This window comes from Micromonospora sp. NBC_00362 (assembly GCF_026342155.1).
Classification (GTDB): Bacteria; Actinomycetota; Actinomycetes; order Mycobacteriales; family Micromonosporaceae; genus Micromonospora; species Micromonospora hortensis.
This window is the reverse complement of record NZ_JAPENH010000001.1, coordinates 3,885,231-3,900,376: the sequence shown is the minus strand read 5'-3', so window position 1 is coordinate 3,900,376 and position 15,146 is coordinate 3,885,231. Positions and strand designations below refer to the sequence as shown.

Annotated in this window: 14 protein-coding genes; 11 read left to right on the top strand and 3 right to left on the bottom strand. The window is 71.6% G+C overall.

Annotation, left to right across the window (positions count from 1 at the left end; translation table 11 throughout):
• The first annotated feature begins 110 nt into the window (after positions 1 to 110).
• From OG992_RS17735 to OG992_RS17715, 5 genes are all read left to right on the top strand, one after another.
• Positions 111 to 1,247: a glycosyltransferase gene (locus tag OG992_RS17735; RefSeq protein ID WP_266303780.1), complete on the top strand. Its 1,137-nt coding sequence runs from the start codon at positions 111 to 113 to the stop codon at positions 1,245 to 1,247.
• Complete coding sequence (locus OG992_RS17730; protein ID WP_238683717.1) at positions 1,244 to 2,296, top strand: glycosyltransferase; 1,053 nt, start codon at positions 1,244 to 1,246, stop codon at positions 2,294 to 2,296. Before OG992_RS17735 ends, OG992_RS17730 begins: the two co-directional genes overlap by 4 nt.
• Positions 2,293 to 3,783, top strand: a complete 1,491-nt coding sequence (locus OG992_RS17725; RefSeq protein WP_266303779.1) for a glycoside hydrolase family 130 protein — start codon at positions 2,293 to 2,295, stop codon at positions 3,781 to 3,783. The genes OG992_RS17730 and OG992_RS17725 overlap by 4 nt, the downstream gene beginning before the upstream one ends.
• A gap of 30 nt (positions 3,784 to 3,813) precedes the next feature.
• Positions 3,814 to 5,028: a PP2C family protein-serine/threonine phosphatase gene (locus OG992_RS17720; protein WP_266303778.1), complete on the top strand. Its 1,215-nt coding sequence runs from the start codon at positions 3,814 to 3,816 to the stop codon at positions 5,026 to 5,028.
• A 69-nt stretch (positions 5,029 to 5,097) separates the two neighbouring features.
• Positions 5,098 to 6,165: a DUF2855 family protein gene (locus OG992_RS17715; RefSeq protein WP_266303777.1), complete on the top strand. Its 1,068-nt coding sequence runs from the start codon at positions 5,098 to 5,100 to the stop codon at positions 6,163 to 6,165.
• Positions 6,166 to 6,171: 6 nt separating this feature from the next.
• Here OG992_RS17715 and OG992_RS17710 read toward each other — a convergent pair whose 3' ends face one another.
• Together OG992_RS17710 and OG992_RS17705 are read right to left on the bottom strand one after the other, a co-directional pair.
• Positions 6,172 to 6,972, bottom strand: a complete 801-nt coding sequence (locus OG992_RS17710; protein ID WP_266303776.1) for an RNA polymerase sigma factor SigF — start codon at positions 6,970 to 6,972, stop codon at positions 6,172 to 6,174.
• Positions 6,973 to 7,201: 229 nt separating this feature from the next.
• Complete coding sequence (locus OG992_RS17705; protein WP_266303775.1) at positions 7,202 to 7,387, bottom strand: hypothetical protein; 186 nt, start codon at positions 7,385 to 7,387, stop codon at positions 7,202 to 7,204.
• Positions 7,388 to 7,708: 321 nt separating this feature from the next.
• On the opposite strand from OG992_RS17705, the gene OG992_RS17700 reads away from it, so the two are divergent.
• From OG992_RS17700 to OG992_RS17690, 3 genes are read left to right on the top strand one after another with little or no spacing between them, the layout of a single operon-like run.
• Positions 7,709 to 9,589, top strand: coding sequence for a sigma-70 family RNA polymerase sigma factor (locus OG992_RS17700; protein WP_266303774.1), 1,881 nt, complete (start codon positions 7,709 to 7,711; stop codon positions 9,587 to 9,589).
• Between the two features lie 14 nt (positions 9,590 to 9,603).
• Positions 9,604 to 10,266, top strand: a complete 663-nt coding sequence (locus OG992_RS17695; RefSeq protein WP_266303773.1) for a DUF305 domain-containing protein — start codon at positions 9,604 to 9,606, stop codon at positions 10,264 to 10,266.
• 24 nt (positions 10,267 to 10,290) lie between these two features.
• Complete coding sequence (locus OG992_RS17690; RefSeq protein ID WP_238683709.1) at positions 10,291 to 10,989, top strand: hypothetical protein; 699 nt, start codon at positions 10,291 to 10,293, stop codon at positions 10,987 to 10,989.
• Between the two features lie 33 nt (positions 10,990 to 11,022).
• Here the strand turns inward: OG992_RS17690 and OG992_RS17685 are convergent, their stop codons facing one another.
• Positions 11,023 to 11,583 (bottom strand): GNAT family N-acetyltransferase, encoded by a 561-nt coding sequence (locus OG992_RS17685; RefSeq protein WP_266303772.1) that lies wholly within the window; start codon positions 11,581 to 11,583, stop codon positions 11,023 to 11,025.
• A gap of 81 nt (positions 11,584 to 11,664) precedes the next feature.
• Here OG992_RS17685 and OG992_RS17680 point away from each other — a divergent pair, with 81 nt between their 5' ends.
• The 3 genes from OG992_RS17680 to OG992_RS17670 are packed head-to-tail and all read left to right on the top strand — an operon-like array spanning position 11,665 to position 15,139.
• Positions 11,665 to 12,375 carry a siderophore-interacting protein gene (locus tag OG992_RS17680; RefSeq protein WP_266303771.1) on the top strand — a complete coding sequence of 237 codons (711 nt, stop codon included), beginning with the start codon at positions 11,665 to 11,667 and terminating at the stop codon, positions 12,373 to 12,375.
• Complete coding sequence (locus tag OG992_RS17675) at positions 12,372 to 13,643, top strand: MFS transporter (protein WP_266303770.1); 1,272 nt, start codon at positions 12,372 to 12,374, stop codon at positions 13,641 to 13,643. The genes OG992_RS17680 and OG992_RS17675 overlap by 4 nt, the downstream gene beginning before the upstream one ends.
• Complete coding sequence (locus tag OG992_RS17670) at positions 13,640 to 15,139, top strand: MFS transporter (RefSeq protein ID WP_266303769.1); 1,500 nt, start codon at positions 13,640 to 13,642, stop codon at positions 15,137 to 15,139. Before OG992_RS17675 ends, OG992_RS17670 begins: the two co-directional genes overlap by 4 nt.
• Positions 15,140 to 15,146 lie beyond the last annotated feature (7 nt).

The following is a 15,146-nucleotide window of genomic DNA, read 5'->3' as shown; positions in this document are numbered from 1 at the left end:
CTGCACCGCTCTCCGTTCCGCCGGTCACACACGCTGACCGGCGTGCGCCGTCCCCGCGTGAGGCTCACCCGTACTCCTGCGGTGGCCGACAACCGGAAGGCCCGACGTTCATGCTCAGCTACGGATTCCTCAGCACCCACCCACCGACCCGGTGCGGACTGGCCACCTTCAACGCGGCCCTCGCCGCCCAGTTGACCGCCGACGGCACCCGCGGCGGCATCGTCCGGGTCACCGATCACGGCGACGACCAGCGGCCCGTACCCGGGGTGGTGCACACCTGGTCGGCGCGTAACCCGGCCGGCTGGCGGGAGGCTGCGGCCGCTCTGAACGCGTACGACGTGGCGATCGTCCAGCACGAGTACGGCATCTACCCCGGCACCGACGGCGAGGAGGTCCTGCCGTTGCTGCGGCGGCTCAGCGTGCCGAGCATCGTGGTGCTGCACACAGTGCTCAGCCAGCCCTCGGCCCGGCAGAAATCCCTGTTGGAGCAGATCGTGGCGACCGCCGGGGCGGTCGTCACGATGACCGACACGGCCCGCGACCGGCTGCTCGTCGGGTACGCCGTGCCACCGGGCAAGGTGACCGTGATCCCGCACGGCGCGGCCGAACTCGCCGGTGTGCCCGTCGACCGACGTACCCGCCCGCACTTGTTGACCTGGGGGCTGCTCGGGCCGGGCAAGGGCATCGAGTGGTCGTTGCGGGCCCTCGCGCGCTTGCAGGATCTGGAACCGACTCCGACCTACACGGTGGCGGGGCGGACCCACCCGAAGGTGATCGAGCACCACGGTGAGGCGTACCGGGCGGGGCTGCACCAGCTCGGTGCCCAGTTGGGCGTCGCGCACGCCGTCGACTACCAGGACGTCTACCACGACCAGGAGGCGCTGGGCCGGTTGATCCGCTCCGCCGACGTGGTCGTGCTGCCCTACGACTCCCGCGAACAGGTCACCTCCGGAGTACTCATCGAAGCGGTGGCCGCCGGAGTGCCCGTCGTGGCGACGGCGTTCCCGCACGCCGTCGAGCTGCTGACCGGTGGGCCCGGCCTGGTCGTACCCCACCAGAACCCGGCGGCACTGGCCAAGGCGATCCGGCGGGTCCTGATCGAACCGGGCCTGGCCGCCCGGCTGGCCGGACGGGTTCGTCCGCTGGCCGCGCACCTGCGTTGGCCTGCGGTGGCGGCCCGCTACGGCGCTCTCGCCGAAGAGCTCGTCGACGCCCGCAAACCCGCCATCAGCGCCGTGCCGGCGTGACGGCGACCACCGGACGCTCCCGGACGTCGACGGGTGGGCGCTGGGTGACGGCACCCGCGCCCAGCTTCGCGCACCTGGCTCGGCTCAGCGATGACACCGGCCTGTTCGAGCACGCACGGCACGCCATCGTCCGGCGTGAGCATGGTTACTGCACCGACGACGTGGCCCGTGGCCTGCTGGTCGTGAGCCGCGAGCCGGAGCCGAGCGAGGAACTGCTCCGGCTGGCGGAGGGTTACCTGGCGTTCCTGACCCACGCGCAGGACGCTGGCGGAGCGTTCCGCAACCGGCTCGGGCACGACCGGCGCTGGGTCGACGAGGCAGGGCTCGGCGACTGGTGGGGTCGAGCTCTGTGGGGCCTGGGCACTGCCGTCGCCCGCAGCCCCGCCCCATGGGTACGCGAGGAGGCGCTGGTCGCCTTCAGTCGGGGTGCCGCCCGCCGGGCCAAGGCCCCGCACACGATGGCCTTCGCCGGTCTGGGCGCGGCCGAGGTGCTTCGCCGTCACCCGGGTCACGTCGCCGCCGCGTCCCTGCTGGCGGACGCGGCCAGCACGATCGGCCCGCCGGCCTCCGACGCGGGGTGGCCGTGGCCACGGCAGGAGCTGACGTACGCCAGTGCCGCCCTCGCCGAGGTGGTCATCGCCGCGAGTCAGCTTCGCGAGGGTGGCCCACCTCTCGACGATGGCCTACGCATGTTGACCTGGCTGCGCGATGTCCAGCTCCGCGACGGGCGGCTGTCGGTCGTACCGGCCGGGGGTTGGCGGCGCGGCGCCGTACGGCTGCACCACGACCAGCAGCCGATCGAGGTCGCCGCCTTCGCCGATGCCTGCGCCACGGCGGCCACCGTCACCGGTGACCCGGCGTGGGACGACGGGGTGCGGCAGGCGGTCGGGTGGTTCCTCGGCGACAACGACCTCGGCACGCCGATGTGGGATCCGGCGACCGGCGGTGGCTACGACGGGCTGACCGCGCACGGGCCCAACCTCAACCAGGGCGCCGAGTCCACCCTCGCGCTCATCTCCACGCTGCAGCACGCCCGGCGGTGGTCGTGACAGGGAGTCTGGCCGTCCGACAGGACGTCACTCTCACCCCGGATCCGCGCCGCGTCATCGTCAAGCTCTTCGTGCCGGGTGAGGACGCCGCCGTGGTACGGACCCGCGCGCAGGCGCTGATCGACCGGGTCGGGCAGCTCGACGACGAGGAGACCGCACGGCTGCTGCGGGAAACCCTCGACCGGTTCGGCGCCCGGCACCGCGACCTGGCTGGCACCTTCCACCACCACTACGAGCTGGTCCGGCACCGCGCCGCACGGGCCCGGGACCTCTCACCGAGCAGCCGGCTGCTGGTCGGCGCCTACTTCAGCCACGAGTACGCCGTCGAGGCCGCCGCCCTGTGCAACCCGTCGATGGTGGTCCACCCGGACCAGGGCGGTCTCGGCCCGGGGCAACTGCGCGTCGCCATCAGCCTGCGCCAGGTCGGGGAGGGTCACGTGTCCTCTATCGGCTTCGCCACCGCGATCGTCGGACCAGGTGAACAGCTCAGGATCGCCGACCGGGCCGGGCCGTTGGCCGTCGGGCAGCGGACTGGCGTACGGCACCGTCGGGACCTGCTCGTTGCCGGCTTGGCCGAGGAGGGCTGCGACAACGAGGTCGCTGCCACCGTGCTGGACGCGTTGCCCGAGTGGTACGACGGGGCCGCCTTCGAGCGGGTGCTCGGCAACCTGCCACCCGATCTGCTCTCCCGCAGCACCGGGTTGGCGACCGTCGAACAACTGCGTCGTACCAACGCCGGTAGCTACGCCACTGCCTTCCCCGCGGACACGGCCCTGCACCAACGGGTGCTGTGGCCGGCGACCCCGGCGGAGAGCAACGGCATGGAGGACGCCCGGTTCGTCCGCTTCGTCGATGAATCCGGGCCGGTGTACCGGGCCACCTACACCGCCTACGACGGCCGGAACATCGCCACCCGCGCGCTGGCCAGCGACGACCTGCGCCGTTTCGAGATGACCCCGATGCGCGGACCGGGTGCCCGCAACAAGGGGCTCGCGCTGTTCCCGCGTACCGTCGGCGGCCGGCACCTTGCACTGTGCCGTGCCGACGGCGAGACCATCGGCCTGACCGCCCTGGACGGCGAGAGCCGCTGGCAGGCCCCGACCCCGTTGCACGCACCGGGCGAGAGCTGGGAACTGATCCAGGTCGGCAACTGCGGATCACCGATCGAGACCGACGTCGGCTGGCTCGTGCTCACCCACGGCGTCGGGCCGATGCGTCGGTACGCGATCGGTGCGCTCCTGCTCGACCTGCACACACCGGAGCGGGTCATCGCCCACCTGCCTGGTGCGCTTCTCGCACCCGACGACAACGACCGGGACGGGTACGTGCCGAACGTCGTCTATTCCTGCGGTGCGCTCGTGCACGACGGTGAGCTGTGGGTGCCGTACGGGGCGAGTGACGCGCGAGTGGGATTCGCCACCGTGCCGTTGTCCGCGCTCCTCGGCGCGATGGTCGGGGCGGGCGGAGAATGCGCTGGGGCGAGGTAGCCTCACCGCTGGACAGGGGGGAGGTGGAGCATGGCTGACGTCGGCGAGGTGGTGCGTTGGTTGCAGCTCAACGCGCCCCGGGGTGGCCCGGACGAGGTGTCGCAACTGGTCGCCCGCGCGGCGCCCGCTCTCGATGCCAGCGAGATCGTGATCTATCTGGCCGACTACACGCAGACCCTGCTCGTGCCGCTGCTCGGCGCGGGGCTCGACCGGGACCAGCTGCCGATCGAGACGACGCTCGCCGGCCGGGCCTTCACCACCCTCGACATCCAGCGTGCGCCCGACAATCCGGACCGGGTGTGGGTGCCGCTGCTGCTCGGGTGTGAGCGGATGGGCGTACTGGAGATCGTCTCCCCGGCCGCCGCCGACGAGACGATGGACGCCCCGGCCTGGGAGGTGGCGGTCAACGTCGCCCAGATCCTGGTCAACCGCCGGCTCTACGGTGACGTGGTCGAGCGGATGCGGCGGCGGATGCCGATGCAGGTCGCGGCCGAGATCGTGTGGGGCCTGCTCCCGCCGCTGACCTTCGCCACCGACGACCTGGTGGTCACCGCCATCCTCGAACCGTGTTACGACGTCGGCGGCGACATCTTCGACTACGCGTTGAACGACGACGTGCTCAGCGTCGGGCTCTTCGACACCTGCGGGCACGGCATCAAGGCGAGCACCCTGGCCTCGCTGGTGGTCAGCGCGTACCGCAATGCCCGTCGGTGTGGCCTCGACCTGGTCGACACGGCGATCAGCATCGACCGGTGGGTGCGCTCCGAGCACCCGAACTTCTTCGCGACCGGGTTGCTCATCGAGTTGGACCGCCAGACCGGTCAGCTCAGCATGATCAACGCCGGGCATCCCGGTGCGATGTTGCTCCGTGACGGCAAGGCCGTCCGGGAGCTACCCGGGCCGACCGTGTTGCCGCTCGGCCTGGGCCACCTGTCACCTCGCCGACCGCGGGTGCACGTGGAGAATCTGCACCCGGGCGACCGCATACTCGCCTACACCGACGGCATCACCGACGCCCGCAGCGCGGAGGGTGAGCAGTTCGGTCTGGACCGGCTCGTCGACTTCGTCAACCGTGCCCTGAACGACGGGTTGCCCAGCCCAGAGACGATGCGTCGCCTGGTCCGCGCGGTCGTCGGCTATCAGGACGACCAACTCGAGGACGACGCGACGGCCCTCTTCGTGGAGTGGCGGCCACCGCACCTGCCGCTCGCGCACCTCCGCGACCTCGCCGCGCTCCGACACTGACCGCGCGCAGTGGGATTTTGCACTCCCAGTGCACTTGTCTCCGGTTGTGAGGCTGTCTAGCGTCACCTCATGGCTGACTCATGGACCTTCGCCGTGGCGCGTGACGACCTCGGGCGGACCACGCTCGTCGATGGCTCCACCCCCGCCCTGGCCGACGGCGAGGCGCTGCTGCGCGTGGACCGCGTCGGCCTCACCGCCAACAACGTGACCTACGCGGTGCTCGGCGACTCGATGCGGTACTGGCAGTTCTTTCCGCCGGCGGCCCAGGGCCTCGGGCCGCAGTGGGGCCTGCCGCCGCTCTGGGGCTTCGCCGACGTGGTCGCCTCGGCGGTGGCCGGCGTCGAGGTGGGGCAACGGATCTACGGCTACCTCCCGCCCGCCGGTCACCTCGTGGTGCGGCCGGACCGGGTGGACGTGTCCGGGTTCCGCGAGGCGAGCCCGCACCGGGCCGAGCTGCCGTCGCCGTACAACGCGTACCGGTCGACCACCGGCGACCCGGCGTACCAGCGCGACCAGGAGGATCTGCTGATCCTGTTCCGGCCGCTGTTCTTCACCTCGTTCATGCTGGCCGATCAGGTCGTCGACAACGACTTCTACGGTGCCGAGGCGCTGCTGGTGTCGTCGGCGTCGAGCAAGACCGCGTACGCCGCCGCGTTCGAGCTGCACCGGCGCGGGCCGCGCCTGGTCGGTCTCACCTCACCGGGCAACCTGGAGTTCACCCGGTCGCTCGGCTGCTACGACGAGGTCGTGTCGTACGACGACATCGACGCCCTCGACGTGGTCCCGACCCTCTACCTCGACCTGTCCGGGGCACCCTCGAGCCGTGCCGCCCTGCGTCGACGCCTCGGCGATCGGCTCGTCCGGGACATCGCGGTCGGGCTCACCAACCAGACGCCGAACGCCGACGCCGCCGAGGAGGTGTTCTTCGCGCCGGTGCAGATGCGCAAGCGCAGCCACGACTGGGGCCGCGACGGCCTCGACCAGCGGTTCACCGAGGCCTGGCAACGCTTCGCCGCAGTGGTGAGCGGATGGTTGGACGTTCGGGTGGGTGCCGGGCCGGAGGCGCTGCGACACGCCTGGCTCGACGTTCTCGCCGGTCGTACGCCGCCACGGGTGGGCCACGTCATCCAACTCTGATCGGGCTCAGGCGGCGATGTCCGGGCTGAGCTGGTGACGCAGTGCGGCCAGCGAGCGGGTGATCAGCCGGGACACGTGCATCTGTGAGACGCCGATCCGGTCGGCGATCTGAGCCTGGGTCAGGTTGCCGTGGAAGCGCAGGCTCAGGATCTGGCGCTCGCGTTCCGGCAGCGTGGCGAGGGCCGGGCCGAGGGCGACGCGGATCTCGACGAGGTCGAACGCGCTGTCGTCGTCGCCGAGGGTGTCCCCGAGTTCCCGGCTGCCGTCAGCCCCGGTCGGGGTGGACAGCGAGGTGGCCCGGTAGGCGCGCGCGCCCTCCAGCCCTTCCAGGACGGTCTCCTCGGTCACGTCGAGGTAGGAGGCGATGTCGGCGACGGTCGGCGAGCGGCCGAGGGTCTGGGTCAGGGCGCTGTTCGCCGCGCTGATCGACAGGCGCAGCTCCTGGAGGCGGCGGGGCACGCGCACCGCCCAGGTGCGGTCCCGAAAGTATCGCTTGATCTCGCCGATGATGGTGGGAATGGCGTACCCGCTGAAGTCGACACCCCGGTCGGGGTCGAAGTTGTCAACGGCCTTGATGAGCCCGACGCAGGCGGTCTGGACCAGGTCGTCGTCGGGTGCGCCGCGCCCGCCGTAGCGGCGCGCCAGGTGCCGGGCGAGCGGCAGCCACGCCTCGATGGCGCGGTCCCGCACTGCCGGGCGGCGGGGATCGTCCGCCGGGGTCGCCGCCAGGACGGCGAGGAGGTCGTCCGGGTCCTGCTCGCTGCTCCGCTGATCGGCGGTGGTGGCGTTGGCGACAATGGTGGCCATGTGGGTGGTCCTTCCCGCAGGCCCGTCGATCGAGTCGACCGGAAGAGTCTCCGAACCGGCTGCCGCCGGGGCGCACGTACGGGCGAAGGTGCGCTGTCGCAAGGCCACGAGCACGGGCCTCGCCACCGCGTCATGTCGTTCACTTGATGACCCGGACACTACCCGAAAGACCGACTATTTTCTAGCCGAAAGTATGAGGCTAGGCGTTTGAGGAGCGAGTGGGCGGGGATCAGCCGCGCTGGTCCGAGACGTCGGCGGCGGTCGCGGCCGGTTGGGCCGGCTTCACGGCGAACGGGTGGCGCAGTTGCCGCATGGCCTCCTCGCTGCTGTCGAAGGTCACCGCCGGTCCGTCCAGCACGTCACCGTGCGACGTGGCGAGGAACAGGGCGGGTCGACCGTTGTCGTTCGATGTCATGCAGGGATCCTGTCTCTACGAGAGGGGTGCGTCTGGGGCCTCGGCAACGTCGGCCGTGCGACCTGGTGACGCTTCGGCGCACACGCTGGCGCCCGAATGCTGGTGTCCTGTGCACGGGCGAACGCCCGGCGACACCGACACCCCGCACCATACCCGGCGCCGGCACCACATATGCGCCGCCGACGGACCCGTCTCGCTTGTGGCGAACCGGGCGCCCGGGAATTCTGTAATCCCACCCGCTGCCGCGAGTCTCCGATCTTGAGGGCGGTCAGCACACCCAGCGTGGGCGCCGCGCGGATGAGCACCCAAGGAGTGAGACCCATGTCGTCAGCCGGTCGAGCACTGCCCGATGTCGGGTTGGTCGTCGCGGCCCGGCAGGGCGACCAGCGCGCTCTCGACGACGTCGTGGCGGCCTCGCTCCCGCTGGTCTACAACATCGTCGGGCGTGCGCTGCGCGGGCACGCCGACGTCGACGACGTGGTCCAGGAGACGTTGGTACGGGTGATCCGGTACCTGCCCGCGCTCAACGACCCGGCGGCATACCGGTCCTGGCTGGTGGCGATCACCATCCGTCAGGTGCGTGACTGGGAGACGCGCCGACGTGTCGCGCTCAACCGCGACGCCGGGCTGGACGCGATCCACAACGTGCCCGACCCCGCCTCCGACTTCGCGGGGATGACAATCCTCCGGCTCGGCCTCACCGACCAACGACGTGAGGTCGCCGAGGCGACCCGCTGGCTCGACCCGGACGATCAGGAACTGCTCTCGCTGTGGTGGCTGGAGGAGACCGGCGAGATCACCCGCAACGAGGTCGCCGACGCGCTCGGGTTGTCACCCGGGCACGTCGCGGTGCGGATCCACCGGATGAAGGAGCAGATCCAGAGCGCCCGTGGCGTCGTACGCGCGCTCCGCGCCCGCCCCGGCTGCCCGGACCTGGGCGCCGTGACCGCCGAGTGGGACGGCACGCCCAGCTCGCTGTGGCGCAAACGACTGGCTCGACACGTCCGCGACTGCGCGTTCTGTGGACGGTTGGGCACCACCCTCCTGCCGATCGACCGGCTGCTCGCCGGTATGCCGTTGCTGCCGCTGCCGGCGGGTCTCGGCGCCCACCTGCCGAGCGCTGCCGCCCCGGCAGCCGCCGCGCAGGCCGTCGCGCCGTCCGGCCCGACGGCCGGATCCGCCGGCGGGCCGACCCCACAGAGCGCGGTGCCCACCGATGCCAGCGGCGGCCCGAGTGTCGTCGACCTCGCGGTGAGCCGGCCCCGTGGCCTCGTGCCGTCCCTCGCCGCCGGTGTGGCCGCCGCCGTCCTGGCCATCACCATGGCGGTGGTGATCCAGCCGGACGATCCGTCCGCGCCCTCGTGGGCGGCGCCGCCGTCTGCCGCGCCCACCGTCGCCGCCCCGAGCGTCGCGCCCTCGCCGAGCGCACGCCCCTCGTCGAAGGCGCCGGTCGCGCCGGCGGTCAGCTCCGCCCGCAAGGGCGTCGGGGTGTGGAACTTCGCCGGGGCGACTCAGGCGTTGGCGAACTCCAAGGCCAGCTGGTACTACACCTGGGGCACCCAGCACCCGGGGATCAGCACGCCGCGCGGTGCGACGTTCGTGCCGATGATCCGCAGCGCGGAGAACGTCACCGCTGCGGAGCTGGCTCGGGCCAAGGCCGCCGGGCCGTACCTGCTCACCTTCAACGAGCCGGACATGCCTGAGCAGGCGAACATGACAGTCGAGCAGGCGTTGGACCTGTGGCCGCAGCTGATGGCGACGGGCAGCAAGCTGGGCAGCCCGGCGGTCGCCTGGGGTGGGCCGGACCCGCAGGGTTGGCTGGACAGGTTCATGACCGGGGCCCAGGCCCGCGGCCACCGGGTGGACTTCATCACGCTGCACTGGTTCGGTGCCGACTTCACGACCGCCGCCGCGGTGGCCCAACTCCGGCAGTACCTCCAGGCCGTCTACCAGCGGTACCGGAAGCCGATCTGGCTGACCGAGTTCGCGCTGATCCGCTTCGCCGGTGGCGGTTCGCAGTTCCCCAGTCAGCAGCAGCAGGCGGCCTTCCTCACGGCGGCCACCGCCATGCTCGGCCAACTCCCCTACCTGCAGCGCTACGCCTGGTTCGGGCTACCCGCCACGGACAAGGATCGGTCCGGGTTGTTCAGCGACGGGACCGAGGCGACAGTGGTCGGCCGCGCGTTCCAAGCGGCCCGTTGAGCACCGGCGAACGGATGGACGAGCAGATCACGGTGCAGCGCCGAGGGCTTCGCGTGCGGGCCGGGCGGCTGGTCGGCGTCGTCGCGACACTGGCCGCCACGGCGGTGGCCGTCGGGCTCACCCAGGGCTGGGGCCGCACCGACCAGGCACCAGCAGCGTCGTCGGTGGCAGCGTCGACGGCCGCTGCGGCGCCGACCGCCCCGGTGGTGCTCAACGGCACCGATGATGCCTTCATTCAACTGCTGATCCCGATGAACGAGGGAGCGCTCGCGCTGATCGATCAGCTCGACACCCGCCCGGCGGATCCGTCGCTACGGGCTCTCCTCGGCGAGGTCCGAAAGGCCCATCAGGCGGAGTTGCGGGACCTGCGTGGGCTGTTGGCCGCGGGAAACGTGCCGGAGCTGAACATCCACGAGGGCCATCAGATGCCAGGGATGGTCACCCAGGCCAGCCTCGCCGAGCTACGTGCCGCGTCCGACGCGGAGGTGTCGTCCCGGGCGGCTGGCCTGATCCGGGCGCACCTCGCGCAGACTGTGGTGCTGTGCCGGGGCGAGCAGACCGCCGGGGGAAGCCCGGAGCTGAGGGCGCTCGCAGGCCGGATCCAGCAGGCGCGGGCCGCCGAGCTGAACACGCTGGACAACCGGCCCGGCGCGCCTCCCGCCGCGCCGGGCGGCTGAACATGCGGCCCAGAGGACCGGTCGATGCGGACGTCTGACCTGCGCGCCGACGTCAAACCCCCGACCCGGGCGTCCCGTCCCGCCCACCGTGCCGTCACGTCGGACACCGTCCGCCCGGTGCGCCGCGCGACGCACCGGACCCACAACGCGTCACCGCCCGACACGGTCGCCCCGGTGCCGGCGGCCGGCTGGCGCGGCGGCCACCGTCGCGCCGCCGGCCGGGCCACCATCGTCGCCTCGGTGCTGACGGTCAGTCTCGGCTGGCTGATCGCGATCCTGGTCGCGCCGCACGTCACCCTCTCTCCGGGTGCGCGGATGGTCGCCCTCTTCTGCCACCTGACCTGCCTCGTGGTGGGCTTCGGCGCGGTGCTGACTGTGGACTGGTTCAGCCTGCGTTGGCTGCTGCGCCAGGAACCGCTCGGCACCGTGCTGACCGCCGCCCGCGGCGCGCACCTGCTCATCTGGCTGGGTCTGGTGGGTCTGCTCGCCAGTGGGACCGCCCTCGGACCGGACACGTCGTCCGCGTTGGTCTGGGTCAAGTTGCTCGCGGTGTTGGTGGTCGGCATCAACGGGCTGTTCCTCGGCCGGGTCCGGGATCGACTCGTGGCCGTGCGGGGCCGCCCACCCTGGTCCGCCCTGCTGCCGGGTGTCGCCGCTGCCACGATCTCGCAGCTCGCCTGGTGGACAGCGACCCTCGTCGGGTTCTGGAACGCCAACGGCTGACGGTCGCCAGGGGCCGTCGGCTGACGGCGCTGGTCAGGCCGGCGTCGGGTGCCTCTCGGCGAACCGGGCGCGGGTCAGGAACGCCAGTTGGGCCCGCTTGTCCGGCATGTCGATCTCGGCGTCGAAGGTGAAGCCCTCGATCTCCAGCCGGCGCAGGGCGAGGTGGTTGCGGACGTCCGGCTCCACAACGATCCGCTGCGCGGCCGGGTCGCGGAACAGGAAGCGGGCGACGGCCGGGCCGGCCGCGTTGGTGAGGCTGCGGGCGAGGCGTCGGTCGGGGCTGAGCAGCAGGTGCATCCCCACGTCACCGGGCTGGACGGGGTAGCGCTCGCCGACCGGGTCCGCCTCGGGCTGATAGCTCTGGAAGAGGCCGACCGGCTCCCCGTCGACACTGATCAGGTACGCGTGGTGCGTGGGCAGACTGTCCACAAAGGCATAGATCTCGCGGACCTCTTCGAGGCTGTGCGAACCCATGCCCCAGAAGGAGTTGCGGGGCAGGGTCACCCAACCGTGCAGGAGTGCGGCGTCCCGGTCCGGGTCCACGGTCACCAACGACAGCTCGCCGAGACCGGCGATCTTCTCCTGGTACGTCATCGGGCGCTGTCCTCTGTTCCATCCGGGGCGCAACTTAGGTTAACCTCCCCTAACCAAGGATGACCTTACCTGGAGGGGTGCGTGAAACGGAACTGGGAGGCCCTGGTCCTCAAGGCCATGGGAGGGCGGGACTTTCAGTTGACCGTCCTGAGCACCGAGTCGATCGACGGGCACTACCAGCGGCTCCTCATGGACGGGGGCGGCCTGCTGGAGACGTGCGGGGTGCACCCCACGATGTGGATCCGGCTGTGGTTCGACAACGACGGCCGGGTCCACCAGCGCGCGTACACGCTGGTGGACCCCGATCCGGCCACCGGCCGATTCACACTCGAGTTCGCCATCCACGACGGTTGTGCGGCCCGCTGGGCCACCACGGCCACGGTTGGCGACACCATCAGCGCGACGATGCAGGGCAGCGCCTTCGAGCTGCCCGACCCGGCGCCCGAGCACCTCTACCTGATCGGCGACGCGGCCTCGCTGCCCGCGGTGAACAGCCTGCTCGACGCCGGCGCCAACATTCCGGCGACGGTGTGGCTGGAGTACGCCCACGAGGGCGAGAAGGCACTCGCGCTGCGGGCCCGGGCGCACCACGACGTCACCTGGGTGCCGCGGCGCGAAGCGGGTCAGCATCTCGTCGACACGGTCTGCTCGGCAGTGCCGACCAGCGGCGCTGGCCACTACTGGGTGGCCTGCGAGGCGGCCACCACCCGGGGCATCACCCGACACCTGCGCAAGACGCTGGGCGTCGACAAGGACCGGTTGACCTCCCTCGGCTACTGGAAAGCGGCATGAAGGGCCGCCTCGGCACCCTGACCGCGCTGTACGTCACCCAGTACCTCGGCGTCGGCTTCATCACCGTTGGGCTCACCGCCATCCTGCGCGACGGCGGCACCTCGCTGGACACGCTGGCGCTGTTGCAGATCGTCGGCCTGATCTGGCCCATCAAGTTCCTCTGGGCGCCGATCCTCGACCGGTACGGCTCACGGCACCGCGGCCACTACCGCTCCTGGCTGCTCGTGCTCCAGACCGCCCTGGTGCTCGCCCTGCTGGCGCTGCTGCCGTTCGCCAGCCCGGCCGACGCGCTCGGCCCGATCATCGCGATCTGCGCCGCGTACGTGTTCTTCTCGGCCACCCAGGACATCGCGGTGGACGCCGTCGCGGTCCGGATGTTGGCCGACTCGGCCCGGGGCACCGGCAACGGCATCCAGGTCGCCGCTAGCTACCTCGGCAACCTGCTCGGCGGTGGCGCCTGCGTCCTGGTCTACGACCAGTTCGGCTGGGTGCCGGCGATCGGCCTGCTGGCCGCGATGACGGCGGTCGGCCTGGTGGTGGTGTGGCGGTTCCGGGAGCCTCCCCGCACCGATCGGGTGGAACGGGTCGGCGCTGCCTACCGGGCGTTGCTGTCGGTGTTCGGCCAGCCGGGCTGCCGGTGGTGGACCTTCGGCGTGGTGCCGCTGGTCTACGTCGGTGCGGGCATGGCGTACGCCCTGGTCACCCCGGCCCTGGTCGACGCCGGGTGGTCGTTGGGTCGGATCGGCGTCGTCACCGGCGTGGTGATCAGCGCCCCGGCCATCGTGGCGGGCCTTGTCGCGGGGCTCGGGATCGGGCGGTTCGGGCGCAGTGGAGTGCTGGTGGTCGGCGGCGTGGCGCTCACCGTGTCGACGTTGCTGCTGCTGCCGCTGATGAACGGCAACGCTCCGCTGGGCGGGACGGTCGCCGCGCTCTGCTGCTTCATGGTGGCCTACACCATCGCCAACGTCGTGCTCTACACGGTCAACATGGACTACTCCCGGCCCGAAACCGGCGGCACCGACTTCACTGTGCTGTCGTCGTTCGGCCTGGTCTGCTCGTTCGTGGCCGCGTCCATCGGTCTCGCGGCGGCCGACCGGGTCGGCTATCCGGCGGTAGCTGTCGCGGCCATCGTGCTGGTGGCCGCCGGGGTCGCCCTCGGCCTCTCTCACCAGCGGCGATTCCCGCACCGGCCCGGCCCCGCCGTCGGCCCGACGGCCGAGCAGTCCACCGAGCAGCCCGCAGTGGACGGCGTCAAGGCGGTGGCGTGACCACCGTTCAGCCGACCACCGACACCACGACATCGGCACGACTGCCACAGCGATGGCTCATCCTGGCCGTGCTGTGCGTCGCGCAACTGGTAGTGGTGTTGGACAACACGGTGCTGACCGTGGCGGTGCCGGTGCTCACCACCGAGTTGGGTGCCAGCACCGCCGAGGTGCAATGGATGATCAACGCGTACGCGTTGGTGTTGTCCGGGTTGTTGCTCACCGCGGGTAGCGCCGCCGACCGGTACGGCCGTCGTCGGACGCTGCTCGCCGGCCTGGTCCTCTTCGGGGTCGGCTCGCTGGCCGCCGGTCTGGCCAGCACCAGTGGGCAGTTGATCGCCGCGCGGGCCGGGATGGGAGTCGGTGGCGCGTTGCTGGTCACCGCGACGCTCGCGGTGGCGATGCAGGTCTTCGACGCGGCCGAGCGCTCCCGGGCGATCGGCATCTGGGCCGCCACCAGCGCGTTGGGCTTCGCCATCGGGCCGCCGATCGGCGGCACGATCCTCGCGCATCTGCCGTGGGGCGCGATCTTCCTGATGAACGTGCCGGTCGTGCTGGTCTGCCTGCTCGTCGGCCGCGCGCTGGTCCCCGAGTCCCGCGGGCCGGCCGGCGGCCGACTCGACGTGCTCGGCGCGGTGCTCTCCACCGCCGGCCTGACCGCTGTCGTCTGGGCGATCATCTCCGGGCCGGAGCGCGGGTGGGCGTCGACCGCTGTGATCGGCGCGGGGGTCGTCGGCGTACTCCTGCTCGGTGTCTTCGTGCGGTGGGAGCGACGGATCGCGCACCCGATGCTGGACATGCGCTTCTTCCGGGACCGGCGCTTCGTCGGTGCGATCTCCGGCGTCGTGCTGATCACGTTCGGCGCCACCGGCGCGCTGTTCCTGCTCACCCAGCACCTCCAGTTCGTCAGGGGTTATCCCGCCTGGGAGGCCGGTCTGCGGATGGCGCCCTTCGCGCTGTCCATCGTGCTGCTCAACGTCAGCGGCGTCGTCGCGAGTGTGATCCGCCGGCTCGGCCTGGCGGTCGCCATCGCCGTTGGCATGACGCTGCTCGCGGCCGGTCTCGCGCTGGTCACCCTCTTCCCGTCCGACGGGTACGCGGTGCTGCTGGTCGGGCTGCTCGTCATGGGTGTTGGGTGCGCGCTCGCCAATCCGGCCATCGTCGAGGCGGTGATGAGCGCGATCCCGGCGGCGAAGGCCGGCGCGGGCGCGGGTGTCGACGGCACCATGACCGAGGTCGGCAGCAGCCTCGGCATCGCGGTGCTGGGTGCCGTGCTGAACGCCCGGTTCGCGGCGCTGCTGCCGGCGGCTCTGGCCGGTGCCGGGTCGTTCCCGGCGGCCCTCGCCGCCGCAGGTGACGGGGCCGAACGGGAGGCCGTGACTGTCGCCTTCGCCTCGGCGCTGGAGACGGGGCAGTTGGTGGGCGCGGCTGCGGTGTTGATCGGTGGCCTGGTCGCCGCGGGGTTGCTGCACCGGGCAGATCGCACCAAAACCGTCTAATAAGGGT